Raw genomic sequence first — 22,524 nt, forward strand, 5'->3', positions numbered from 1 at the left:
TCCCCCCTTATTTCCAGCGCATGCGCAGCTTCATGGTCATGAAGCCGCTCAGATGCTCGCCATAGGCGCGTTCGACGCCATCCTCGATCAGCTCGAAATCGGCGGCATGATGAATCAGCTGCTGGACCATCAATTCGCCCATGATGGTGGCCAGATAGGCACCAAGGCAGAAATGGGCGCCGACGCCGAAGGAAATATCCTGTGGGCCGGTGCGGAAAATATCATATTCATCGGCCCGTTCGAACCGGCTTTCATCGCGGTTTGCGGACGCATAGATGAACAGCAGATTGTCGCCCGCCTTGATCGGGCAGCCCGACAGTTCGAAATCGGCGCGGGCGCGGCGGGCCAGCATGTTGGTCGGCTGGTCGAACCGGCAGGTTTCCAGAAACGCCGCCCTGGCCAGCGACGGATCGGCCAGCACCGCCGCCTTCTGATCGGGATGCCGGGCCAGATAGTAAAAGGTCCCCGCCGCCGCCATCGGCGTCGTTTCCGACCCCACGACGAGCAGGCTGAACAGATAGTTGAGCAGTTCGCCATCGTCGAGCCTGCGACCGTCCACCTCCGCTTCCATCAGCACCCGCCCGTGCGGACCCGCGCGCATCGGATCGCGGCGCATCTTCGCGATATGGCCGTGCAGCAGCCCCCCCAGCTGCTGCGCGGCGGCCTGGTTGACCGGCGATGTCGCGCCGACCTGGCCCGGTTCGCGATACAGCAGAATGTCGTCGATCAATTTGCGGCAGGCGACCGCTTCGTCATGATCCAGCCCCAGATTATAGCCGGAATTGATGCACATCACGCGGCTGGTGAATTCATGATAGATGTCGACGGTGTCGCGGCCGATCAGCGGGGCGAATTCATCCCGCACCAGCGCTTCGAGCCGGGGCCGCTCCGCCTCGACGCCCGCGGGCGTGTAGAAGGGGTCGAGCAGACCGCGCCATTTGCGGTTGTCCGGCACGTTCATCGTCATGAAAGTGGTCGGCACCGGCTCGCCAAGCAGAAGCTGGCCGGGCGTCTGGCCGTGGGTGAAATCCAGCGCGGCGTTTTTCAGGCTGGCGGATCGCAGGTCGTCGAAGCGGGTCAGCGCCCAGGCATTATATTTCCCGATCCAGTGGGGACAGCCTTCCGCCCGCATCGCCTTGTAGAGGTCGGCCGGTTCGGCCATCGCCTCGTGCGAGAAGGGATCGTAATCCACGGTCAGGCGCGTATCGTCGTTCATGCTGTCTCATCTTCCGATATAAGTTCCCATTGCGGCCAGCGAACATCCTCCGAAAGAGGCTGGATCACCGCCCGCAGGGGCATTCCGATGGTCAGGGATTGGGGCGCGACGGCGTTGATCGGATCGCCGGCGCGATGAACGAGATAGCCCGCCATGCGCAGGCCGGGCTGCTCGTCCAGCTCCACCACCGCCGCGACGAAGGGCGTGAAGGGCGCGAACGCAGGCAATACCGGCGCATGGACGACGGTGAACGACCAGAGCCTGCCCCGGCCCGAAACGGGCTCATAGGCGAGCGCGCCGCCACAGTCCGAACAGCGGTGGCGCGGCGGAAAATGCCAGCGCCGGCAATCCCGGCAACGCTGGTGCGCGAGCGTGCCGGCGTCGAGCGCGGACCAGAAGCCCTCCTCGAACGGGCCGTCGCGCGCGGGAAGGGGTATGTTCGCGATCAATCCGGCCTCCTCAGCAGCAGCGCGCCATTGGGGGTGGCGTCGCAGCCGGTCACCAGCGCCACGCGGGCATCGGCCACCGGCGTCGCGGCGGTCCCGCGCAACTGGCGCACCCCTTCCAGGATCAGGTTCATGCCGTGCAGATAGGCTTCCGACAGGCTGCCGCCGGCGGTGTTGACGGGCAGCGCGCCCCCTGCCCCGATCCCTTGGGACAGGATGAAATCGCGGGCCTCCCCCCGGCCGCAAAAGCCATAGGCTTCCAGAGAGAAAAGGATCAGCGGCGAAAAGGCGTCGTAAAATTGCGCGACATCGACAGCGGCGGGCGTCAGGTCCGTCTGGCGCCACAGATTGGCGGCGGTAATGGCGGAACTGTTGGTGAAAGTGTCGGTACGGTGGAAATCGGGCATCGGCTGCGTGCCGGGCACCAGCCCTTGCGAAAAGCCCTCGATCAGCACGGCCGGTCCCGGCAGATCGCGCGCCCGTTCCGCCGACGTCAGGACCAGCGCGCAGGCGCCGTCGCTTTCCAGGCAATTGTCGAACAGGCGCAACGGATCGGCGACCATCCGGGACTGGAAATATGCCTCCCGGCTCATCGGCTTGCCGTGCATCATCGCGGCCGGATTGGCCTGCGCATAGTCGCGCAGCGTGGTCGCGACGGTGGCCAGCGCCTCCGATCCGTCGCCATATTCGTGGAAGTAGCGGCGGGTGGTGATCGCCACCTCATCGACCGGGCGCAGGATGCCCGATGGTCGCGACCATTTCCATACATCCTCGATCACCGCCCCGGTCTGCGCCCAGACCCGCGATCCCGCGCCGGAGCGCTTGCGCGCGCGCCAGACGACCGCGTTGCGCGCAACCCCGCTGGCGATGGCGAGCGCGGCATGGCCGACCGCCGCAGGCCCCGCGCCGCCGCCATGCGGCGCCTGCGAGAAGAAATGAAGCGGGCCGAGGCCGACCGACCGCACGATCTCATAATCGGGCGTCGCCTCCATCGTGTAGCTGGAGACGGCGTCAATCTCCTGCGCCGGGATGCCCGCATCGTCGAGCGCGGCGATGATCGCCTCGCAGGCCAGCGCCCGCTCGGGGGGGACAAGCCCCTTGCCGAACGCGGTCTGGCCGATGCCGACGATCGCCACCTTGCCCGCGAGGCTCACGAGGCCCCCCCCAGATAAAGCACCTCGATGGTGCAGAGCAGGCAGGCCTGTCCGTCATGGTCGGCGCGCGCCTCAAAGCCGAAGGCCATCACGGTCCCGCGCGGGTGCGGCCTCGCCTCGACCAGCCGCGACCGGCACCGGATCGCCGCGCCGATGGCGACCGGATCGGGAAAGCGAATGACGGGGCAGCCCAGATTGACCGCCGAACGATAGCCTTCGACCTGCCAATCACGGGGGGGCGAAAGCCGGGGCAGAATGCTCGCCAGCAGGAAACCGGGCACCGGCCCGTCCAGAGGGCCTGTCCCGGCGATGCGGAGGAAATCTTCGACCATCGCCCTGTCGATGACGAGGGGAGGTCCCCAGTCGCCGAAGCCGCTGTCCTGGATCGCGGCCAGCGCCGCCATATCGTCGTAGCGAACCGCCCGCATCAGTTTTTCTCTCGCAGCATCGCACTCACCGACCGTTCGGCGGCGACAGCGGCGGCGACATCCTCGCCCGCGCTGGCGTCCAGCCGCGCCTTGATCGCGGCGATCAGCGGCGCGGGACAGGCGGCGGCGGCTTCGCCCAGCGCGACGGCACGGTCGATCAGCGTGGCGGCATCCACCACCTCATCGACCAGCCCCATCTCCAGCGCCGTTTCCGCCGTCACCATGCGCTCGCACAGCAGCAATTTCTTGGCGGCGGACAGGCCGATCAACCGGGGCAGCAGGGCGGTCGAGCCAAGTCCCGGCAATATGCCCAACTCGGCGAAATTCAGCCGCAGCTTCGCGCCCGGCGCGGCCAGCCTGAGGTCCAGGCACAGGCTCATCGTCACGCCAATGCCCACGGCAGCGCCATTGAAGGCCGCGATGGTCAGCTTGGGAATGGCCGCCAGTTCGACGGCGAAATCCCGCGTGAAGGCTTCCTCGCCGATGCGAAGCCCGGACGCCCCGGTCCCATGGAAAAAGCAGTCATGGTCCGCGCCCGCGCAAAAGGCGCGACCTTCGCCGGTCAGCACGATCGCGCGAACCGCCTCATCCGCAGCGGCGGCGCGGAAACCGGCGACAAGGTCCTCACCCATCTCCGGCGTGTAGGCGTTCAGCCGATCCGGGCGGTTCAGCCGCAGGATCGCGACCGAGCCACGCCGCTCCTCCAAAACGGTACCATAGCGCATCATAGATCCTCCGGCCCGCGCGGTGCCCAGACCGGCGCGCGCTTTTCCCCGAAGGCTGCGATGCCTTCGGCCAGATCGGGGTGGCCGTTCTGCGCCTGGATCAGCCGCCAGCCATTGTCGAGCGCCTGATGCAAGGGCAATTCCTTGGCCGCCCAGATCGCCGCCTTGGTGCGGGCGACGGCGGTGGGCGAGTTTTGCGCGATCATCGCCGCCAGCGCGAAAGCGCGGTCCATCAGCGCATCAGCCGACAAGACTTCATCAACGAAACCCAGACGATGCATTTCACGCGCCGTCATCCGTTCGCGCCCGCCCGTCAGCGCCATCTTGAGCACCGCGCCGATCGGCATCCGCCGCGCCATGGCGATGGGTTCGAGCGCCGCCACCAGCCCCACCGCGACATGGCTGTCAAAGAAGGTGGCATGGTCGGCGGCGAGCACGATATCGGCGTCGGCGGGGAAATGCAGGCCGCCGCCGATGGCCATGCCGTTGATCGCGGCGATCACCGGCTTCGTGACGCGATTCTGCGCCGCCGTCCAGCGGATCGAGTCCAGCCTGTCATCCGTCTGCGGCAGGTCGCCAAGATCCGCACCGGTGCAAAACGCCTTTGTCCCCCGCCCGGTGACGATGGCGACGCGAACATCCGGGTCCGCCTCGACCTGTTGCCACGCCATGGGCAATTCCCGGTTCATCACCGAATTGACCGCATTGTGGCGCGCTTCCCGATCAAGTGTCAGGACAGCGATGCCGTCGCGCACGGCATAGTCCAGCGTTTCGAACGACCGGCTCATTCGACCCCCAATATGCTGATCGCGCAGCCAGTGGGATAGCCGCCGATATTGTGGCTGAGCGCGGTCGTTGCGCCCTTCACCTGCCGCGCGCCCGCTCCCCCGCGCAACTGGAGCGTGTTTTCCACCATCATCCGCACCCCGCTGGCCCCGGTCGGATGGCCGAAGGTCTTGAGCCCGCCGTCGGTGTTGACCGGCAGTTCCCCGGCAAGGGTGAAGGTGCCGCTTTCGATATGCTCCTTGGCCGCGCCCTTGGGGATGAATCCCAAATCCTCGTAGCTCAGCAATTCGGTCAGGGTGAAGCAGTCATGCAGCTGCGCGACGTCGATCTGGCGGAAGGGATCGTCGATGCCCGCCATGCGGTAGGCGTCCGCCGCCGCGCTCTCCGTCGCCTTCCAGCGCAGGAAATCATGATCGGGGTCAGTATGCGGATTGGGCGAGCAGTGCGAGACGATCGCCTTGACCCATATCGGATCGGGGCGGAATGTCCGCGCAAGGTCGGCGCGGGTGACGATCACCGCCGCCGCGCCGTCCGTCTGCGCCGCGCAATCATAGAGGCCGAACGGCCAGGAGATCATCCGCGCGCCCAGCGCCTCCTCGACCGTGATCTCCTTCTTCAGGAAGGATTTGGGCGCAAGCGTGCCATTATGATGGTTCTTGACCGCGATCTGCGCCAGATGCTCGCGACCCGCGCCGAACGCCTTGAAATAGGGCGCGGCGGCCAGCGCGAACCAGCCCGCGGGCGTGGCGGGCAGATCGCGCACGCCGCGCATGGTGACCGGCGGGCCGGACACGCCGCGATCCTTGGGCTTGTCATAACCGACGGCCAGCACCGTGTCATAGACGCCCGCCGCCACCGCCATGCAGGCGGCGCGCACCGTCTCCGTCCCCGTCGCGCAATAATTATAGACGGAGGTCAGCGGCTTGTAGAGCTTGAGCGCCTCCGACACGTCGACCGGCCCGGCCAGCGAATAGAGCGAGCCGCAATAAATCGCGTCGATCTGCCGGTTCGGTTCGTCGATGCCCGCGTCGGCATAGGCTTCGTACACCGCCTCCACGATCATGTCCTGCGCGTCGCTGGTCCAGTTTTCTGCGAATTTGGAACAGCCTGCGCCGACGATGGCGGCTTTGTCCTTGAGGCTCATGACAGGGACCTTTCGGGGACGGCCTTCCAGAAATAGTTGGGACGCCGTCCCGCCTGATGGATGCGCCGGAATGCGAAGCGGACTTTCAGGTCGATATCGACCTCCGACGCCGCAATGTCCGCCAGTTGCATGTAGATGCGCGGGCCGTTGTCGACCTGCACCACAGCCACCGGAGTTGGCGGATCGGGCGCGGGGAAGAAGGCGTCGAGCGTATAGGTCACGATCTGCCCGCTCCGTTCGGCGAAATCCTCGTCGGTGAAATCGTCCTTCGCGCCGCAGCGGATGCACACACGTCCCTTGGGAAATTGCGGTTCGCCACAGGCGCACCGCTGGCCCTGAAGCCGTAGATTTTCGGCGCGCTCGCGAAAATGGATGGTGGCGGAAATCCCCTGATCGTCGACGGCGGGATATTCGCTGAGGTCAAGGTCCCGCGCGCGGCGATAGGAGGCCAGCGTGCGCACCGGCATCCTCCGGTCGAGCGCCGGCTGGAGCGCGGCGGCAGGCGCGGCGCTCTTCACTTCGAACAGCAATGCCTCCGCGCCGTCGCCATGGACAAGCATCGCGATCCGGTCGCCCGGCTGCGCTTCATCGAGCGCGCCGGCGAGCAGCAGCGGCGCCTGCGCCGCCCCGGCAAAACCGATCCTGTCATAGAGGCCGGGACGCACCCTGCCCTCCCCCAGCTTCATCTTCCCGGCGAAGGTGCCGAGGGCGCGGGCATTGGGGGCGCTCGCCGCCCATGTCCAGCCAGCGGGATCAAGGTCCGCGAAGCGGTCGGTCAGACTCCTCGCGGCGGCGACCGCCGGTTCCAGATAGCCATAAGAGGTCGTGAAACGCTCTTCCCAGCCATGGGTGAAGCGGTCGCCCGCGCGCCGCCATATGTCCACCAGTTCCTGGCTCTCTTGCGCAGAGCCGATGAAGGTGGCGAGCGGCGCCTCCGCCGTGACCAGGAACGCCGCCGCGCCGTCGCCGCCGCTCCGTTCCAGATCGGAGCCGGGCGCGCCCATCCGGCAGTCGGACACGATCACCAGCGCCTCACGGACATGACCCGCATCCACCGCATCGAAGGCCGCGCCCAGCGCCTGAGCGCCACCGCGCAGCGAATGGCCGACATCGGCGGTGCGCACCTGCGCGGGCAGGCCGAGCGCAGCCGCGATCAGCGCCGCGCCCTGCTTCTCCGCAAAGGCATGGGTGGTGGTGGCGAAGACCAGCAGGCCAATGCCGTCCCGGTCCCGGCCCACCAGCGCCTTGCGCGCGGCTTCCACCGCCATGGTGACGCTGTCCTCGTCCGCCCACGCGACCGTGCGTTCCGGCCCGCCTTCCTTGTTCTTGCCCGCCAGCACCGCCAGCGGCAGCCGGTGGATCGGCAGATGAACCCCATAGGCCGCGATGCCGCTCATTGGGTCGGCTCCTTCACCGGCGCCCGCACCCCGTCATGGAAGGGATAGGGCTTGCCCAATATGCCGAAGGCGCCGAACTGCCCCTGCATCTGGGTGCGGAAATGCCGCCGGATCGCGTCGAGCGTCCAGCCGCCGGGCATCACCAGCGTCTTGCCATAATGCGGCTGGACCATGTGCGACAGCCGCTCGCCGCCAGTGCCGAAGATTTGGCCCGACACATAATCGGCTTCGTCCGAACAGAGGAAGACGACGGCGGGACCATTGGCGGTCGGATCGAAATCGTCGCCGGGCTTCCCGTCGGCGGTGCGATAGGTCTTCGACATGGCGGTGGTGCCGAGCGGCCCGATGGCGTTCACGCGAATGCCATGTTTTGCCAATTCCAGCGCCCAGGTATAGGTCATGGATGCAATCGCCCCCTTAGACGCGGCATAGGCAGTCTGGCCAAAGCTGCCGAAATGGCCGCCGGACGTGGTGTTGATGATCGCGCCGCCGACTCCCTGATCGACCATCGCCTGCGCCGCCGCCTGCGTACACCAGAAGGTGCCCTTGACATGCACGGTCAGCACCGCGTCGAGATCCTCGTCGGTCATCTTGAGCAGCGTGCGGTCGCGCAGATTGCCTGCATTGTTGACGAGGATGCGGACCGACCCAAACGCATCGATACACCGGGCGATCAGTGCCTGCGCGCCCTCGCGCGAGGCAATATTGTCGGTGGACACGATGGCACGGCCGCCCGCGGCCTCAACCTCGGCCACGAGCGCCGTCGCCGCTTCCTCATTGATGTCGTTGACGACCACCGGCGCGCCCGCTGCGGCGAGGTTCAGGACATGGCCACGACCAATGCCGCCGCCCGCGCCGGTGACGATGGCGGGCCGCCCCGCCAGGATGAGATCGCCGCCCATCACGCGAACACCGAATGGGTGCCGGACAGCACGGTGTCGCCGATGCGCCGCTCCAGCCAGGCCGGATCGCCGTACATCAACTGCTGATGCTTGGCGCGGCGATAGTAAAGCTGCGGATCGGCCTCGGTCGTGAAGCCCAGCCCGCCATGGACCTGAATCGCGGTCGCCGACACGTCGCGGAATATCTTGCCCGCCTTCAGCTTGGCCATCTGCGCGAAATGGCGGAAATCGCTGCCCTCATCGGCCGCGCTGGCAGCGCGATAGACGAGCGCCCGCGCCCCTTCGACCAGAACGGCGGCGTCGGCCAGATAATGGGCAATCGCCTGAAAACCGCCGATCGGCTTGCCGAACTGCTCGCGCTCCGAGGCATATTTCACGGTGATCTCCAGCACCTTTTCAGCCCCGCCGACCGCCAACGCCGCCATGGCGACCAGCGCCTGATCGAACATCGCCGCCCAGGCCGCGTCCGCACCGCCTTCCAGCCCCAGCACGGCTTCCACCGGCGCGTCGCGGAAATGCAGGTTCGACAATGGCTCATCGGCCAGGTTCGGCAACGGCACGGCCTCGATCCCGCCCGCCGATGGCGAGACGATGGCGAGTACCGTGCGGTTGGCCTGTTCGGGGTGTCGCGCCAGAAGCAGCAAATGCTTTGCCATTGCCGCATGGGCAACGAACGACTTCGTTCCGGTGGCGCGCCAGCCCTCGCCGTCCCGGCGCAGCGTGGTCTGGATGCTGTTCGGCTCGATCCGGCCATCCTCCTCCTGCCAGGCGGTGACGACCGACGTGGAGCCGTCCGCAATCCCCGTCAGCATGGCCGCTGCACGGCTGTCCCGGTCCGCGAAGGCGGAAAGGAGCGCGGCGGACACCACCCCGCTCTCGAAATGCGCGCCGGGCGCCAGGGCACGACCCAGTTCGATGAAAGCCACCACCAGTTCGGTTAGGCCCAGCCCCGATCCGCCCTGCGCCGGCGCGATCCGGAGGCCCGGGACACCCATTTCGGCCAGGGCGCGCTTCAACCCATCGGCCGCGCGGGGTTCCTGCTCGGCGGCGCGCACGACCTGCGTCGTGGCTTCCGCCTCGCACAGCGTGCGCAAGGCGTCGCGGAGCATCTGCTGCTCATCGGTAAGATCGAGATCCATTACCCTCTCCATTGCGCCCGAGACGCATGACGATCCATACCAACGATATACCGGAAGAGAGCCGGATTAGCCGTTGACATGATTTTCAGTACCGCTAGTACTTAATTCATAAAGCGTCAACGGGCGCAGGAGAGAAAATCATGAACATTACCAGCTTGGGCTATCTGGGGTTCGGCGCGCCTGACCCGGCAGCGTGGCGCGGTTACGCGCTCGACATTATCGGTCTCGCCCCCGGCCGCGTTCCGGGTCGGCCCCTCCATCTGCCGCCCGCCGGGGATCGGGGCCGGGCGGAGGACGGATCGCTCTATTTCCGGGTGGACGACTGGTCGTGGCGCATCGCCATCCATCCCCATGCGGACAATGCGGGCCTTCTCTATATGGGGCTGGAGGTGCAGGGACCGCGCGAGCTGGAACAGGCGCTGGCCGAACTCGCAGCGGCGGGACATGAGGCGCGGCGAGGCACAGCGACGGACGCAGAGGCCCGCGCCGTGACCGGCATCGGCTTCACCCGCGATCCGGCGGGCAATGCGATCGAGCTGTTCTACGGTCCGCTGGTCGAGGACGGTTTCGTCTCGCCGCTGGGCATGCGGTTCCTGACCGGCGACATGGGCCTTGGCCATCTCAACCTGTTCGTCGCCGATTTCGAGGCGTGCGAAGCCTTCTACACCGATCTGCTTGGCTTCCGGCTGACCGACTATTATCATGTCGGAGACGAAATGACGGTCAATTTCTACCATGTCAATCCGCGCCACCACAGCGTTGGCCTCATGAAGCTGGCCCCGGTCAACGCGGTGCACCATATGATGCTGGAAGTGCCCAGCGTCGACATGGTGGGCATGGCGCTGGATCGCGCGATGGCGGCGGGGTGCAAGATCACCGCTTCGCTCGGACGGCATACGAACGACAATATGCTGTCCTTCTACATGGCCAGCCCCTTCGGGTTCGAGGTCGAGATCGGCTGCGACGCGATCCGGGTGGGACCGGACTGGACGCCGCGCTATCGTGGGCCGGGAGACTTGTGGGGCCATCATGGCCTCACCGCCGACAATATCCAGGATGCCGGGGAAGCCATCGACAGGAAGGACATCGCGCAATGACCGCCGAACTCGCCGTCGCCCATCTCGACGTGGGCCTTGTGGCCAATGACAGGACAAAAGCCCTTGCCTTCTGGCACGAACTGCTGGGCTTTCCGCTGATGGGAGAGATCAGCTTTCCGGGAATGACGATCATCCGCCTCTCCGTGGGCGACGCGGTCCTGCGGATCGTCGTGCCCGACGCGCCGGTTGAGCGGACCGCCAGCACCGGCGGCTTCGCCAGCGAGACGGGATTGCGCTACATCACCTTGCAGGTGAACAATCTGGAGGCGATCGTCGAGGCGGCGCGCGCCGGGGGCTATCCGGTGCCGCATCCGCCGCGCGAAATCCGCCCCGGAACCTGGGCCGCGCAGATCGAGGACGGCGCGGGTGCGACCGTCGAGCTTCAGCAGGTGAGCGCCTGACGTGACCCAGCATATCAGCCTTGACGACAAATATACCGCGCAAGAAGGCAGCGTCTATGTCAGCGGCAGCCAGGCGCTCGTCCGCCTGCCGTTGATGCAGCGCGCGCGCGACGTGGCGGCGGGCCTCAACACCGCCGGTTTCATTTCCGGCTATCGCGGATCGCCGCTGGGCATCTACGATCTGGCGCTGTGGCAGGCGCAAAAGCATCTGAAGGCGAATCACATCGTCTTCCAGCCCGGCGTGAACGAGGATCTGGCGGCCACCGCCGTCTGGGGCACGCAGCAGGTCGGCCTGATCGACGAGAGCCGCTATGACGGCGTCTTCGCCATGTGGTACGGCAAGGGGCCGGGCGTCGACCGTTCGGGCGATCCGCTCAAACATGGCAGCTATGGCGGCACGGCCGCCAATGGCGGCGTGCTGGTGCTGTGCGGCGACGATCATGCGGCGCGCTCCTCCACGGTCGCGCATCAGAGCGAACATGCGCTGATCCATTTCGGCATGCCCGTGTTCAACCCGGCGCATGTCCAGGACTATCTGGACCTCGGCATCATGGGCTTCGCGCTGTCGCGCTATGCGGGCGCGTGGATCGGCTTCAAATGCGTGACCGACACGGTGGAATCCTCGGCCAGCGTGCTGGTCGATCCCGCGCGCGTCGTCATCCGCACGCCGGACGATTATGTCATGCCGCCCAGCGGCCTCAACATGCAGCTGGGCACATGGCCGATCGCGGCGGAAACCCGGCAATATGAACAGCGGCTGGTGGCAGCGCAGGCCTTCGCACGCGCCAACGGCATCGACCGGCGGATCGCGGGCAAGGCATCGGGCAACCGGCTGGGCATCGTCACCACGGGCAAGGCGACGCTCGACGTGATCGAGGCGCTGCGCCAGATTGGCATCCATGATCGGCTGGAGGAGCTGGGCATCGCGGTCTACAAGGTGGCGATGAGCTGGCCGCTGGAGCCCAAGGGGCTGCGCGCCTTCGCCGAAGGCTGCGAGGAATTGCTGCTGGTCGAGGAAAAGCGCCCCGTCATCGAGGAGCAGCTGGCCCACATCCTCTATAACCTGCCCGCCGACCGCCGACCGCGTCTGGTCGGCAAGACCGACGAGAGCGGCGCGCCGCTGTTGCCGCAGGTCGGCGAACTGGCCCCCGACACGGTGACGCGCGCGATCCGCCGCCGCCTGCTCAAATTCGACTATGACGGCGAGACGCGGCGGATGCTTTCCGGCGTCGAGGCGGTCGTGCCGCAGGCGGCCGTGACGGCGGCGGCGGGCGGGCTGGTGCGGATGCCCAGCTTCTGCGCGGGCTGCCCGCACAACACCTCCACGCGCGTGCCCGAAGGGTCGATCGCGATGGGCGGCATCGGCTGTCACGGCCTGGCCACCTGGCTGCCGGAGCGCAAGACGGTAACGCTCTATCATATGGGCGGCGAAGGCGCGCCGTGGATCGGACAGGCGCCCTTTGTCGACCGCGAGCATATCTTCCAGAATCTGGGCGACGGCACCTATTTCCATTCGGGCCTGCTGGCGGTGCGCGCCTGCGTCGCCGCCGACGTCAACATCACCTACAAGATCCTGCTGAACGGCGCGATCGCGATGACCGGCGGCCAGCCGATCGAGGGCGAAAGCTTCGACGGCGCGATCACCGCGCCGCATGTCGCCGCGCAACTGGTGGCGGAAGGGGTGAAGCGAGTCGCGCTCGTCACCGACGAACTGTCCCGCCACAAGTCCGGCGACTTCCCGGCGGGGATCAGTTTCCACCATCGCGACGACCTCGACGCCGTGCAGCGCGAGATGCGCGAGGTGTCCGGCGTCACCGCCATCATCTACGACCAGAGCTGCGCGACCGAGCGCCGCCGCCTGCGCAAGCGCGGCAAGGTCGCCGATCCGAACGAGCGGCTGTTCATCAACACCGACGTTTGCGAAGGGTGCGGCGATTGCGGCGTCCAGTCCAACTGCGTCGCGCTGGAGCCGGTGGAAACCGCGCTCGGCCGCAAGCGGCGGATCAACCAGTCCGTCTGCAACAAGGATTATAGCTGCGTGAAGGGCCTGTGCCCCAGCTTCGTCACGGTCGAGGGCGGCACGCCGCGCAAGGCACGGTCGCAGGCGGTGGAGGAAGCCTTTTCCACCGAGGGACTGCCCCTGCCCGCGCTGCCCGATATCGGCCACGCCTACAGCATCATGGTCGCCGGGATCGGCGGCAATGGCGTGGTCACGGTGGGCGCGATCCTGGGCATGGCCGCGCATATCGAGGGGCGCGGCGTGTCCGTGCTCGACATGTCCGGCCTGGCCCAGCGCAACGGCCCGGTGACGAGCCATGTGCGCCTGACCCAGGGTGAAGTCGGCGGCATCGCGCCGCGCATCCCGGAGCGAGCGGCCGATCTGGTCATCGGTTGCGATCTGGTGGTCGCGGCGGGGGCCGAGGGCATCTCGAAGATGGCGGCGGATCGCACGGCGGTGGTCTATAACCGGTTCGTCGCGCCGACCTCCAGCTTCGCGAGCAACCCGGATCTGGACTTCAGCGACGGCAAGCTGGTGGACGTGATCGCCCGCCATGCCGATCCCGCGCGGCTGAACGGGCTGGACGCCACCGCCGCCGCCATGGCGATGCTGGGCGATACGATCGGCGCGAACATGCTGCTGGTCGGCATGGCGTGGCAGCTTGGGCTGATCCCGATCCGCCTTGAAAGTCTGGAGCGCGCCATCGAACTGAATGGCGCGGCGGTGCCGCTCAACCTGCGCGCCTTCGCCATGGGGCGGATCGCGGCCTGCCATCCCGAACGGGTGGCGGAGTGGCTCGACCAGTCATCCAAGGCGCAGGCCGCCACGCCGGTCGCGGGGCTGGAAAGCGTGGTGGAGACGCGCGCGCGGCTGCTCACCGACTTTCAGGACGAGGCGCTGGCGCAGCGTTATGCCGCGCTGGTCGATCGCGTGGCCCTGGCGGAGGCCCGGGTCGCGGGCAAGACCGGGCCGTTGTCGCTCGCCGTCGCCAATGCTTACGCCAACACCCTCTATTACAAGGACGAATATGAAGTCGGGCGGCTCTATTCCAGCCCCCGCTTCCATGAGCAGTTGGGCGCGGCGTTCGAGGGCGATTACCGGATCCACTTCAACCTCGCCCCGCCGCTGTTCGCCAAGCGCGACAAGGACGGACGCCCGCGCAAGATGCGCTTCGGCGCGTGGATGCGCCACGGCTTCGCGCTGCTGGGCCGGATGAAGGGGCTGCGCGGCACGCCCTTCGATCCGTTCGGCTACATGCATCATCGCCGCATGGAACGGGCGCTGCCGGGCGAATATGAGGCACTGGTCGATCGGCTGCTGGCCGGACTGTCGCCCGAGAGGGTCGAAGAAGCGGCGCGGATCGCGGGAAGCTATGCCCGCGTGAAGGGCTATGATCTCGTCAAGGAAACGAAGCTGGCGCAGGTGCGGGCGGACGTGGCCGAAGCGATGGCCGCCTATGAAGCGCCCATCGCCGCCACCGAACGCACGCCCGAACCGGCTTGAGAAGGACGTAAAAATGGATTTCAACCTGAAGCCGCAAGAACGGAAATTCGTCGAGGAAGTCCGGGCATTCCTGGACGCGCAGGCCGAGCGGCCCGACGCCGCCGAGGTGATGGCACCCGACCGCGACGCCCATTCCCAGTTGGCCAACAGCCCCGAACGCCGCGCCTTCAACCGGCGCATGGCCGAGCAGGGCTATATCGGCATGTCCTGGCCCAAAGAGTTTGGCGGGCAGGAGATTGAGGGCATATACGAATATCTGCTGAACGAGGAACTGGCGCTGCGCGGCATGCCGCTGATCGGCAAGGGCGTGGGCTGCATCGGCAAGACCATCATCCGCCATGGATCGGAAGCGATGAAGGCGGAATTCCTGCCGAAGATCCTGGCCGCCGACATCGAATTCGCGCTGGGCTATTCGGAACCCTCCTCCGGGTCCGACCTTGCCTCGCTGCGCCTGAAGGCGGTGCGGGACGGCGACGAATGGGTGCTGAACGGGCAGAAGGTCTGGACCACCTCCGCCCATTTCGCCGACTGGTATTGGGTCGCCGCGCGCACCGATCCCGACGCGCCCAAGCATAAGGGGATCAGCGTCTTCCTGATCCCGATGGACCATCCCGGCCTTACCGTGCGGGAAACCAAGACGATGGGCGACCATCGCACCAACGAAGTGTTCTTCGACAATGTCCGCGTGCCCGCCGACCGATTGGTGGGCGAGGAGAATAAGGGCTGGACCTATGTGTGCGAGGCGCTCGATTTCGAACGCTTCACCTTCTACACCGTCAACCCGCTGCTGCGGAAGTTCGAGCGCGCGGTGGAGGCGCTGCGGACGACGAACCGGGAAGGACGGCCGCTGTCCGAAGACCCTGTCATCCGCCGCGACGTCGCGCGGCTCGCCACGGACCTCGAAACCGCCAAGATGCTGCAACGCCGCGTCGTCAATGAAGCGAGCAAGGGGCGCGTACCCGCCGTCGAAGCGGCGATGTACAAGGTGTTTTCGACCCGGCTCGGCCAGCAACTGACGGACTTCGTGCTCGACGCGCTCGGCCCCACGGGGCTGTTGCGTCACGGCGCGCAGGGCGCGGTGGACAATGGCGTGTGGGAGCATTTTTACCAGACCACCCCGCTCGACACGATCGGCGGCGGCACGTCGGAAGTGCAGAAGAACATCATCGCCCGGCGCGGCCTTGGCCTGCCGCTCAACTGACATGACTGCCGGGGACGTTCCGCCCGAAGCCGCCGCCTGGATCGGCCGCGTGATGGTGGTCGAACGCGATGGCGTGACCGTGGAGCCGGGCAGCATCGCGCTGTTCGCGGCGGCGGTGGAGGATGGCAATCCGCTTTACCGCGACACGGCGGAGGCGGCCGCGCTTGCCGGGGGACCTATGGCCCCCCCTGCCCTGCTGTCCGCCTGGAACCGGCCCGATCCGTGGATGGCGGGCGGCGCGCCGCCCAGCCGCGCGCTCGAACTGCATTTCCGGGTGAAGGAGGCGCTGGGCCTGCCCAAGGCCGTGGTCACGCGCGCGGAGACGGAACTGCACGCGCCGGTCCGGCCGGGCGACCACGTCTATGCCGAGCAGCGGCTCGACACTATCGGCCCGATGACCGCCAACAAGCTTGGGACGGGGCGCTACTGGACGATCAGCGTCCTCTATCGGCGGCAGGCCGACGACGCGCTGCTGGGGATCGAGACGCTGGGCTTCTACGGCTATGGAGGCGCGGCATGACCGTCACGGCGGAACGACTGCCCGAACGGCAGGTCCATGTCACGGCGCGCCATGTCGTGCTGGGCGCGATGGCGAGCCGCGACTGGCAGCCGCAACATCACGACCACGGCCATGCGCTCACCGCAGGCTTGCCGGGCATCATCCTCAACACCCCCGCGCAGACCGGCTGGTTCTGCGGCTATCTGACGGACTGGGCGGGACCGCAGGCGCGGATCGCCCGGTGGCGGCTGCGGATGATCGTGCCGATCACGCCGGGGACGGACATCGTCTTTTCCGGCGAAGCGCGACGGGTCGGGGACAGCGGCGGCGTACTCTGGATCGAGGCCGATCTCGCGATCCATGCGGGCGCGACCCTGTACAGCAGCGCGCGCTTCCTCGCTGCCCTGCCCGGCGCAACCTCTCCCTGGTCCCTGGACGACGCGGCCTGGACCCCTCCGCCGCTTTCCGGAACGCCTGCCTGAAACGGCAGGTCCCGCGCCGTCTCCCAGAGCGATTCCCCAGCGATAGGAAATGATCGCCGGGTAAGAAATCGCGGCAAACAAATGGCTTAGAGCGGCGATCCGATTCAATCAGATCGCCGCTCTAGTGAACAGAGGCGATGGGAGCCGGACCGATGCTGCCGAACCGTTGGTGAAGCTGCTCCCGCTCCCTGACCAGCGTGCGCGCCGCCAGCGCGAAATTGATCGCCGACCCAAGCCAGACCAGACCCAGCATGAGCAGGCTGTAGCGCAGCGGATTGGCCATATGGGGCGCCAGCAGGTCGCTCAGCAGCCCTATGCCCTGACTGCCCAGTCCATAGCCGAACAGCCCCGCCACCGCATAGAGAATCGCGGTCATCTTGCCGCGCATATGCGCCGGGACCAGGCTGTGCGCCGCGCTGTAGCTGGGGCCGAGCCACATATTGGCGCAGAAATTATAAAGGGCGAAAAAGCAGAAGGCCGTCACCAGATCGGTCGCCAGCAGATAACAGACGATCAGCGGCGCGGCGCAGAAGCTGGCCAAGGCAATGGTGCCCGTCGCCCAGCGCGGATCGCGGCGGCTCAGCCGGTCGGTCAGGGCCCCGCCGACCATCGTGCCGCCGACCCCCGCAACGACGCCGATCAACGCCAGGGACGAGCCGACCTGCGCAAGGGTCAGATGATGCGTGCGGATGAAGAAGGACGCGGACCAGGTCGCTTCGCCCGACAGGGCGAAGCCGGCCAGGATGAGGCCGAACAATATATGGCGGAGAGCAGGCTGCGACCAAAGCAGCCGCACGGTTTCCGACAGGCTGGAGTTTTCGCCCGGCGCGGCGGCGGAAGGGGATTTCCGCCGGGCCGGGTCCTTCAGGAACAGCAGCAGCAGCAGGCTGACGAAGAAGCCGGGGACCGCGCAGGCCTGCAACGCGACGCGCCATCCATAATGCTGCGCGATCCATCCCCCGGCGGCCAGCGCGCACATCGAACCCAGCGGCGCGCCCAGAAAGGCGATCGACAAGGCCGTGGCCCGGCGGCTGGCGGGAAACCGGTCGGAGATCAGCGACATGGCGGCGGGCGGGGCGCCCGCTTCCCCGATCCCCACGCCCATGCGGGCAATGACGAGCTGCACGAAACTGGTGGCATAGCTTTGCACCAGCGTCATCGCGCTCCAGAAACCCAGGCAGACGGCGATGAGGATGCTGCGATTGACCCGGTCGGCGGCGACGCCCAGCGGCACGGCGGCGATGCAGTTGCAGATCGCGAAGGCAAGGCCCGTCAACAGGCCCAACTGCGTATCGCTGAGCGCGAATTCCATCTTCACCGGCTGAAGCAGAACCGACAGGATCATCCGGTCCCCCGCGTTCAGCATGTAGAGCGAGACGAACAGGGCCAGGGTGAAATAATGGCCTGGCGTCAGCCTCTCCGATATTTTCTCTTGGTTCATCCGGCCCCTCTCCTGGTACCGAAAAGTAAAAAATGAGGGCCGGCGCTTTTTCCGGCCCGGCGGGACATTATTTCCTCCGGGGAAATTATCTATCTCTTTTCTATGGTCTACCGCATGGTTCGCTTAAGGTTTACAGGATGGGGGAGAGGAGAGCCGGCGTGTCATTGCGAATGCCCGAACCCGATGGAGCCACGCTGGCAAAACGCGCCGACATCATTGCCGCGCTGAGGGCGATCGTGCCCGGCGAAAGCGTCATCGACGATGCGGATGCGCTGCGCCCCTATGAATCGGACGGGCTGACCGCCTATCGCCAACCGCCCCTGCTGGTCGTGCTGCCGGAAACCGCGCAGCAAGTGTCGGCCATTCTGGCCTGGTGCCATGCCAATAAGGTGAAGGTCGTGCCGCGCGGGTCCGGCACGTCCCTGTCGGGCGGCGCGCTGCCGCTGGAGGACGGCGTGCTGCTGGGCCTGTCGCGGCTCAACCGGATCATCGACATCGACTATGACGACCGGCTGGTCGTCGTGCAGCCGGGCGTCACCAACCTCGCCATCAGCCAGGCGGTGGAGGAGCGCGGCTTCTATTACGCGCCCGACCCGTCCAGCCAGATCGCCTGTTCCATCGGCGGCAATGTCGCGGAAAATTCGGGCGGCGTGCACTGTCTCAAATATGGCCTGACCACCAACAATGTCATCGGCTGCGAAATCGTGCTGATGGACGGGGAGGTGTTGCGCATCGGCGGGCGGCATCTCGATCCGGCGGGCCTCGACCTGCTGGGCACGATCGTCGGGTCCGAAGGCCTGCTGGGCGTCGTGACCGAAGTCACGGTCCGCATCCTGCCCCGCCCGCAGGCCGCCCGCGCCCTGCTGATCGGCTTTCCGACCGTCGAGGGCGCCGGCCAGTGCGTGGCGGACGTCATTGCCGCGGGCATCATTCCCGCCGGCATGGAGATGATGGACCGCAAGGCGATCCACGCCGCCGAAGCCTATGTGCGGGTGGGCTATCCGCTCGACGTCGAGGCGCTGCTGATCGTGGAGCTGGACGGGGCAATGGCCGAATGCGACCATCTGACCGAAGAGGTCGAGCGGATCGCCGCCGCCAATGGCGCCCTGTCGATCCGCTGTTCCCGGGACGAGGCGGAGCGCGTGGCCTTCTGGGCCGGGCGCAAGGCCGCCTTTCCGGCGGTCGGGCGGCTGGCCCCGGATTATTATTGCATGGACGGCACGATCCCGCGCCGCCGCCTGCCCGAGGTGCTGAAGCGCATGGAGCAATTGTCCGACCGTTACGGCCTGGGGGTCGCCAATGTCTTTCATGCCGGGGACGGCAATCTCCACCCGCTGATCCTCTACGACGCGAACGTCCCGGGCGAACTGGAACGGGCCGAGGAATTCGGCAACGACATATTGCGCCTGTGCGTGGAGGTGGGCGGCGTCCTGACCGGGGAACATGGCGTGGGCGTCGAAAAACGGGACCTGATGCCGGAAATGTTCTCTGAAACCGACCTTGCCCATCAGCAGCGGCTGAAATGCGCCTTCGACCCGGAATTGCTGTTGAACCCGGGCAAGGTGTTTCCGCAGCTCCACCGTTGCGCCGAACTGGGCCGGATGCATGTGCATCGCGGCCAGTTGCCCCACCCCGAACTTCCCCGTTTCTGAGATTGGCGACCATGATCCGGCCGACCGATGAAGCGGAACTGACCGAGGCGATCCTCGATGCGGCGCAGCGCGGCGCGCGGCTGGCCATAACGGGCGGAGGCAGCAAGGCGGATATGGGCCGCCCGGTGGAGGCGGAGACCCTGTCGCTGGCCGGTCTTGCCGGCATAGTGGACTATGATCCGGCCGAACTGGTGCTGACGGTCCGTCCCGGGACCCCGCTGGCGGAGGTCGAGGCGCTGGTCGCGTCGCAAGGGCAGATGCTGGCGTTCGAACCGTTCGACCACGGCCCGCTGTTCGGCCGGGCGGCGGGTTCGGCGACCATCGGCGGCGTGATCGCCGCCGGTGCGGCGGGTTCGCGCCGGCTGTCGGCGGGCGGCGCGCGCGACCATCTGTTGGGCATCCACGCCGTATCGGGCCGGGGACAGGCCTTTGTCGCCGGGGCGAAGGTGGTCAAGAATGTGACGGGGTACGACCTGCCCAAGCTGGCGACGGGCAGTTGGGGGCGGCTGTTCGCGCTGAGCGAACTGACGCTCAAGGTGCTGCCGCGCCCGCCGATGGCGGTGACGTCCGCCATTGCGGGGCTGACGACGGAGCAGGCCGTCAGGGCAATGGCCATCGCCATGGGTTCCCAGGCGGAAATCGCGGCGGCCGCGCATATCCCCGCGTCCCTGCGCGACGGTCCGGCGCTGACGCTGTTCCGCATCGAAGGTTTCGCGCCGTCCGTGAAGGCGCGCGGCGAGATGCTGCGGACCGTCCTTGCCGCCATCGCGCCGGTCGAGCCGGTCGACATGCCGCTGGCGGAGAGCATCTGGCGCGCGCTTCGCACCCTGGACCCGCTGCCGGCCGACCGGCCTTTATGGCGGATCAACATCCCGCCCAGCGGCGCGCCCGGCGTCGTCGCCGCACTGGAGCCGCATGGCGCGGCATGGCTGGCCGACTGGGCAGGCGGGCTGCTCTGGATCGGCTTTGCCGGCGATCCGGTGCTGGTGCGCGATGCCGCCGCACGCGCGGGCGGACATGCCATGCTGGTGCGCGCGCCGGCGGAGATGCGCGCGCACATTCCCGCCTTCCACCCGCAGCCTGCCGCCCTGGCCGCCCTGGAAGAGCGGGTGCGCCGCGCTTTCGACCCGCTGGGGCTGTTCGAAACAGGACGATTTTAACGATGCAGACCCGCTTTACCCCCGAACTGCTGGCCGATCCGGCCATGGCCTCGTCGGAGGGGATCATCCGCAAATGCGTGCATTGCGGTTTCTGCACCGCGACCTGCCCCACCTATGTCCTGCTGGGCGATGAGCTGGATTCCCCCAGGGGCCGCATCTACCTGATGAAGGACATGCTGGAGCAGGAGCGCGCCCCCACGGCCGAGGTCGTCAAGCATATCGACCGCTGCCTGTCCTGCCTGTCCTGCATGACCACCTGCCCTTCGGGCGTGAACTATATGCATCTGGTCGACCATGCCCGGTCCTATATCGCGGAGCGATACCGCCGCCCCCTGGCCGACCGGCTGTTCCGGGGCCTGATCGCCCGCATCCTGCCCTATCCGGGGCGGTTCCGGGTCGCGCTGCGGCTGGGCGCGCTGGCCCGCCCCGCCGCGCCGATACTGGGCAAGTGGCAGGCGCTGAAGCCGCTGGCCGCCATGCTCGCCATGGCGCCGCGCCGCATCCCGCCCTCCCCGTCCCTGCCATCGGTGCCCGCCGACGCGGTCAAGGGGCGCGTCGGCCTGTTGGGCGGTTGCGTCGAGAGCGTGCTGCGCCCCGAATTCCGCAGCGCGGCGGTCCGGCTGCTCCACCGGGCGGGCTATGATGTCGTCTTCGCCAAGGGTGAGGGATGTTGCGGCGCGCTGGTCCACCATATGGGCCAGACCGATGCAGCCCAAAGCCAGGCCCGCCGCAATGTCGACGCGTGGACGAAGGAAATCGACCAGGGCGGCCTGGCCGCGATTCTGGTGACGGCATCGGGCTGCGGCACGACGATCAAGGATTATGGCTTCCTGCTGCGCGACGATCCCGTCTATGCGGAAAAAGCCGCGCGGGTCTCCGCCCTGGCACAGGATATTTCCGAATTCCTGGCCGGCATCGACCTGCCGCCCGCGCAGGACCGGGGCGTGAAGGTCGCCTATCATGCCGCCTGCTCGCTGCAACATGGGCAGAAGGTCACGGACGCGCCCAAACGCCTGCTGACGGACGCCGGTTATGCGGTCCAGACGCCACGGGAAGCGCATCTGTGCTGCGGGTCGGCGGGCACGTACAACATGCTGCAACCGGACATCGCGAACCAGCTCGGCGACCGCAAGGCGCAGGCGCTGGACAAGCTGGCGGCCGATGTCGTCGCGACCGGCAATATCGGCTGCGCCATGCAGATCGGCGCGCGGATCGGCGTGCCGGTCGTGCATACCGTCGAACTTCTGGACTGGGCGACGGGCGGCCCGGCGCCCCAGGCACTTAACCCTTTGAAACAGGAAATTTCAGCATGAGCCATATCAGCCTCGATCACGCCAACAGCATCATCGCCACCGCCTTTGCCAAGGGACGGGAACTCGGCCTGAAGCCGCTCAGCGTCGCCGTCCTGGACGCGGGCGGCCATCTGATCGCCTTCCAGCGGCAGGACGGGGCATCGACCCTGCGTCCGCAGATCGCCTGCGGCAAGGCGGGCGGCGCGCTGGCGCTGGGCGTATCCAGCCGGACGATCGGCACCATGGCGGTCGAGCGCCCCACATTCATCGCATCGGTGTCGGCCATGGCGCCGCAGGGCATGGTGCCGGCCGCCGGCGGCGTGATCGTGGTTGGCGCGAACGGGACGCCCATCGGCGCGGTCGGCGTCACGGGCGATACTAGCGACAATGACGAAATCTGCGCGCTGGCCGGAATCGCGGCTGCTGGATTGACCGCGCAACCGTGATCGGACCTGTCCCC

The 22,524-nt window shown here is 67.2% G+C and carries 21 protein-coding genes; 10 read left to right on the forward strand and 11 right to left on the reverse strand.

Features of this window, described 5'->3' with window-relative positions; all coding sequences use genetic code 11:
* Positions 1-7: 7 nt before the first annotated feature.
* Genes F7P65_RS09290 through F7P65_RS09335 form a run of 10 tightly spaced genes read right to left on the reverse strand, consistent with a single transcriptional unit; the run spans position 8 to position 9,337 of the window.
* A complete protein-coding gene (locus F7P65_RS09290; protein WP_150291458.1) occupies positions 8-1,216 on the reverse strand; it encodes a cytochrome P450 in 1,209 nt (402 codons plus the stop codon).
* On the reverse strand, positions 1,213-1,665 hold the full coding sequence (locus F7P65_RS09295) for a Zn-ribbon domain-containing OB-fold protein (protein WP_162854576.1): 453 nt from the start codon (positions 1,663-1,665) through the stop codon (positions 1,213-1,215). The genes F7P65_RS09290 and F7P65_RS09295 overlap by 4 nt, the downstream gene beginning before the upstream one ends.
* Positions 1,662-2,816, reverse strand: a complete 1,155-nt coding sequence (locus F7P65_RS09300; RefSeq protein ID WP_150291460.1) for a thiolase C-terminal domain-containing protein — start codon at positions 2,814-2,816, stop codon at positions 1,662-1,664. The genes F7P65_RS09295 and F7P65_RS09300 overlap by 4 nt, the downstream gene beginning before the upstream one ends.
* Positions 2,813-3,244 (reverse strand): hotdog family protein, encoded by a 432-nt coding sequence (locus F7P65_RS09305; protein ID WP_150291461.1) that lies wholly within the window; start codon positions 3,242-3,244, stop codon positions 2,813-2,815. Before F7P65_RS09305 ends, F7P65_RS09300 begins: the two co-directional genes overlap by 4 nt.
* On the reverse strand, positions 3,244-3,972 hold the full coding sequence (locus F7P65_RS09310) for an enoyl-CoA hydratase/isomerase family protein (protein WP_150291462.1): 729 nt from the start codon (positions 3,970-3,972) through the stop codon (positions 3,244-3,246). Before F7P65_RS09310 ends, F7P65_RS09305 begins: the two co-directional genes overlap by 1 nt.
* On the reverse strand, positions 3,969-4,757 hold the full coding sequence (locus F7P65_RS09315; RefSeq protein WP_150291463.1) for an enoyl-CoA hydratase/isomerase family protein: 789 nt from the start codon (positions 4,755-4,757) through the stop codon (positions 3,969-3,971). The genes F7P65_RS09310 and F7P65_RS09315 overlap by 4 nt, the downstream gene beginning before the upstream one ends.
* Positions 4,754-5,899, reverse strand: coding sequence for an acetyl-CoA acetyltransferase (locus F7P65_RS09320; RefSeq protein ID WP_150291464.1), 1,146 nt, complete (start codon positions 5,897-5,899; stop codon positions 4,754-4,756). The genes F7P65_RS09315 and F7P65_RS09320 overlap by 4 nt, the downstream gene beginning before the upstream one ends.
* Positions 5,896-7,296, reverse strand: coding sequence for an OB-fold domain-containing protein (locus F7P65_RS09325; RefSeq protein WP_150291465.1), 1,401 nt, complete (start codon positions 7,294-7,296; stop codon positions 5,896-5,898). Before F7P65_RS09325 ends, F7P65_RS09320 begins: the two co-directional genes overlap by 4 nt.
* Positions 7,293-8,198, reverse strand: coding sequence for an SDR family NAD(P)-dependent oxidoreductase (locus F7P65_RS09330; protein WP_150291466.1), 906 nt, complete (start codon positions 8,196-8,198; stop codon positions 7,293-7,295). The genes F7P65_RS09325 and F7P65_RS09330 overlap by 4 nt, the downstream gene beginning before the upstream one ends.
* Positions 8,198-9,337, reverse strand: a complete 1,140-nt coding sequence (locus F7P65_RS09335) for an acyl-CoA dehydrogenase family protein (protein WP_162854578.1) — start codon at positions 9,335-9,337, stop codon at positions 8,198-8,200. Before F7P65_RS09335 ends, F7P65_RS09330 begins: the two co-directional genes overlap by 1 nt.
* A gap of 140 nt (positions 9,338-9,477) precedes the next feature.
* Between F7P65_RS09335 and F7P65_RS09340 the strand changes: the two genes are divergently transcribed.
* From F7P65_RS09340 to F7P65_RS09365, 6 genes are read left to right on the forward strand one after another with little or no spacing between them, the layout of a single operon-like run.
* Positions 9,478-10,434: a VOC family protein gene (locus F7P65_RS09340; protein WP_150291468.1), complete on the forward strand. Its 957-nt coding sequence runs from the start codon at positions 9,478-9,480 to the stop codon at positions 10,432-10,434.
* Positions 10,431-10,835 carry a VOC family protein gene (locus F7P65_RS09345; RefSeq protein ID WP_150291469.1) on the forward strand — a complete coding sequence of 135 codons (405 nt, stop codon included), beginning with the start codon at positions 10,431-10,433 and terminating at the stop codon, positions 10,833-10,835. The genes F7P65_RS09340 and F7P65_RS09345 overlap by 4 nt, the downstream gene beginning before the upstream one ends.
* Before the next feature lies 1 nt (position 10,836).
* Positions 10,837-14,337, forward strand: a complete 3,501-nt coding sequence (locus F7P65_RS09350; RefSeq protein ID WP_150291470.1) for an indolepyruvate ferredoxin oxidoreductase family protein — start codon at positions 10,837-10,839, stop codon at positions 14,335-14,337.
* A 13-nt stretch (positions 14,338-14,350) separates the two neighbouring features.
* Entirely contained in the window at positions 14,351-15,538 is a 1,188-nt protein-coding gene (locus F7P65_RS09355) for an acyl-CoA dehydrogenase family protein (protein WP_150291471.1), read from the forward strand.
* Between the two features lies 1 nt (position 15,539).
* Positions 15,540-16,058 carry an FAS1-like dehydratase domain-containing protein gene (locus tag F7P65_RS09360; RefSeq protein WP_162854579.1) on the forward strand — a complete coding sequence of 173 codons (519 nt, stop codon included), beginning with the start codon at positions 15,540-15,542 and terminating at the stop codon, positions 16,056-16,058.
* Positions 16,055-16,519: a MaoC/PaaZ C-terminal domain-containing protein gene (locus tag F7P65_RS09365; protein WP_150291473.1), complete on the forward strand. Its 465-nt coding sequence runs from the start codon at positions 16,055-16,057 to the stop codon at positions 16,517-16,519. The genes F7P65_RS09360 and F7P65_RS09365 overlap by 4 nt, the downstream gene beginning before the upstream one ends.
* A gap of 121 nt (positions 16,520-16,640) precedes the next feature.
* Here the strand turns inward: F7P65_RS09365 and F7P65_RS09370 are convergent, their stop codons facing one another.
* A complete protein-coding gene (locus tag F7P65_RS09370; RefSeq protein WP_150291474.1) occupies positions 16,641-17,960 on the reverse strand; it encodes a spinster family MFS transporter in 1,320 nt (439 codons plus the stop codon).
* A 158-nt stretch (positions 17,961-18,118) separates the two neighbouring features.
* Here F7P65_RS09370 and F7P65_RS09375 point away from each other — a divergent pair, with 158 nt between their 5' ends.
* From F7P65_RS09375 to F7P65_RS09390, 4 genes are read left to right on the forward strand one after another with little or no spacing between them, the layout of a single operon-like run.
* Positions 18,119-19,612, forward strand: a complete 1,494-nt coding sequence (locus tag F7P65_RS09375; protein WP_150291475.1) for an FAD-linked oxidase C-terminal domain-containing protein — start codon at positions 18,119-18,121, stop codon at positions 19,610-19,612.
* Between the two features lie 11 nt (positions 19,613-19,623).
* Positions 19,624-20,772, forward strand: coding sequence for an FAD-binding protein (locus F7P65_RS09380; protein WP_150291476.1), 1,149 nt, complete (start codon positions 19,624-19,626; stop codon positions 20,770-20,772).
* A 2-nt stretch (positions 20,773-20,774) separates the two neighbouring features.
* Positions 20,775-22,085 carry a glycolate oxidase subunit GlcF gene (glcF, locus tag F7P65_RS09385; RefSeq protein ID WP_150291477.1) on the forward strand — a complete coding sequence of 437 codons (1,311 nt, stop codon included), beginning with the start codon at positions 20,775-20,777 and terminating at the stop codon, positions 22,083-22,085.
* Entirely contained in the window at positions 22,082-22,510 is a 429-nt protein-coding gene (locus F7P65_RS09390; RefSeq protein ID WP_150291478.1) for a GlcG/HbpS family heme-binding protein, read from the forward strand. The genes glcF and F7P65_RS09390 overlap by 4 nt, the downstream gene beginning before the upstream one ends.
* Positions 22,511-22,524 lie beyond the last annotated feature (14 nt).

Origin of the sequence: Sphingobium estronivorans (genome assembly GCF_008692605.1) — a bacterium.
Taxonomy (GTDB): domain Bacteria; phylum Pseudomonadota; class Alphaproteobacteria; order Sphingomonadales; family Sphingomonadaceae; genus Sphingobium; species Sphingobium estronivorans.

Excerpts from the sequence above, each read along its gene's own strand:
- F7P65_RS09290 (WP_150291458.1), bottom strand. The coding sequence starts at position 1,216 with ATGAACGACGATACGCGCCTGACCGTGGATTACGATCCCTTCTCGCAC.
- F7P65_RS09305 (WP_150291461.1), bottom strand. The coding sequence starts at position 3,244 with ATGCGGGCGGTTCGCTACGACGATATGGCGGCGCTGGCCGCGATCCAG.
- F7P65_RS09310 (WP_150291462.1), bottom strand. The coding sequence starts at position 3,972 with ATGATGCGCTATGGTACCGTTTTGGAGGAGCGGCGTGGCTCGGTCGCG.
- F7P65_RS09315 (WP_150291463.1), bottom strand. The coding sequence starts at position 4,757 with ATGAGCCGGTCGTTCGAAACGCTGGACTATGCCGTGCGCGACGGCATC.
- F7P65_RS09320 (WP_150291464.1), bottom strand. The coding sequence starts at position 5,899 with ATGAGCCTCAAGGACAAAGCCGCCATCGTCGGCGCAGGCTGTTCCAAA.
- F7P65_RS09325 (WP_150291465.1), bottom strand. The coding sequence starts at position 7,296 with ATGAGCGGCATCGCGGCCTATGGGGTTCATCTGCCGATCCACCGGCTG.
- F7P65_RS09330 (WP_150291466.1), bottom strand. The coding sequence starts at position 8,198 with ATGGGCGGCGATCTCATCCTGGCGGGGCGGCCCGCCATCGTCACCGGC.
- F7P65_RS09335 (WP_162854578.1), bottom strand. The coding sequence starts at position 9,337 with ATGGATCTCGATCTTACCGATGAGCAGCAGATGCTCCGCGACGCCTTG.
- F7P65_RS09340 (WP_150291468.1), top strand. The coding sequence starts at position 9,478 with ATGAACATTACCAGCTTGGGCTATCTGGGGTTCGGCGCGCCTGACCCG.
- F7P65_RS09345 (WP_150291469.1), top strand. The coding sequence starts at position 10,431 with ATGACCGCCGAACTCGCCGTCGCCCATCTCGACGTGGGCCTTGTGGCC.
- F7P65_RS09355 (WP_150291471.1), top strand. The coding sequence starts at position 14,351 with ATGGATTTCAACCTGAAGCCGCAAGAACGGAAATTCGTCGAGGAAGTC.
- F7P65_RS09360 (WP_162854579.1), top strand. The coding sequence starts at position 15,540 with ATGACTGCCGGGGACGTTCCGCCCGAAGCCGCCGCCTGGATCGGCCGC.
- F7P65_RS09365 (WP_150291473.1), top strand. The coding sequence starts at position 16,055 with ATGACCGTCACGGCGGAACGACTGCCCGAACGGCAGGTCCATGTCACG.
- F7P65_RS09370 (WP_150291474.1), bottom strand. The coding sequence starts at position 17,960 with ATGAACCAAGAGAAAATATCGGAGAGGCTGACGCCAGGCCATTATTTC.
- F7P65_RS09380 (WP_150291476.1), top strand. The coding sequence starts at position 19,624 with ATGATCCGGCCGACCGATGAAGCGGAACTGACCGAGGCGATCCTCGAT.
- glcF (WP_150291477.1), top strand. The coding sequence starts at position 20,775 with ATGCAGACCCGCTTTACCCCCGAACTGCTGGCCGATCCGGCCATGGCC.
- F7P65_RS09390 (WP_150291478.1), top strand. The coding sequence starts at position 22,082 with ATGAGCCATATCAGCCTCGATCACGCCAACAGCATCATCGCCACCGCC.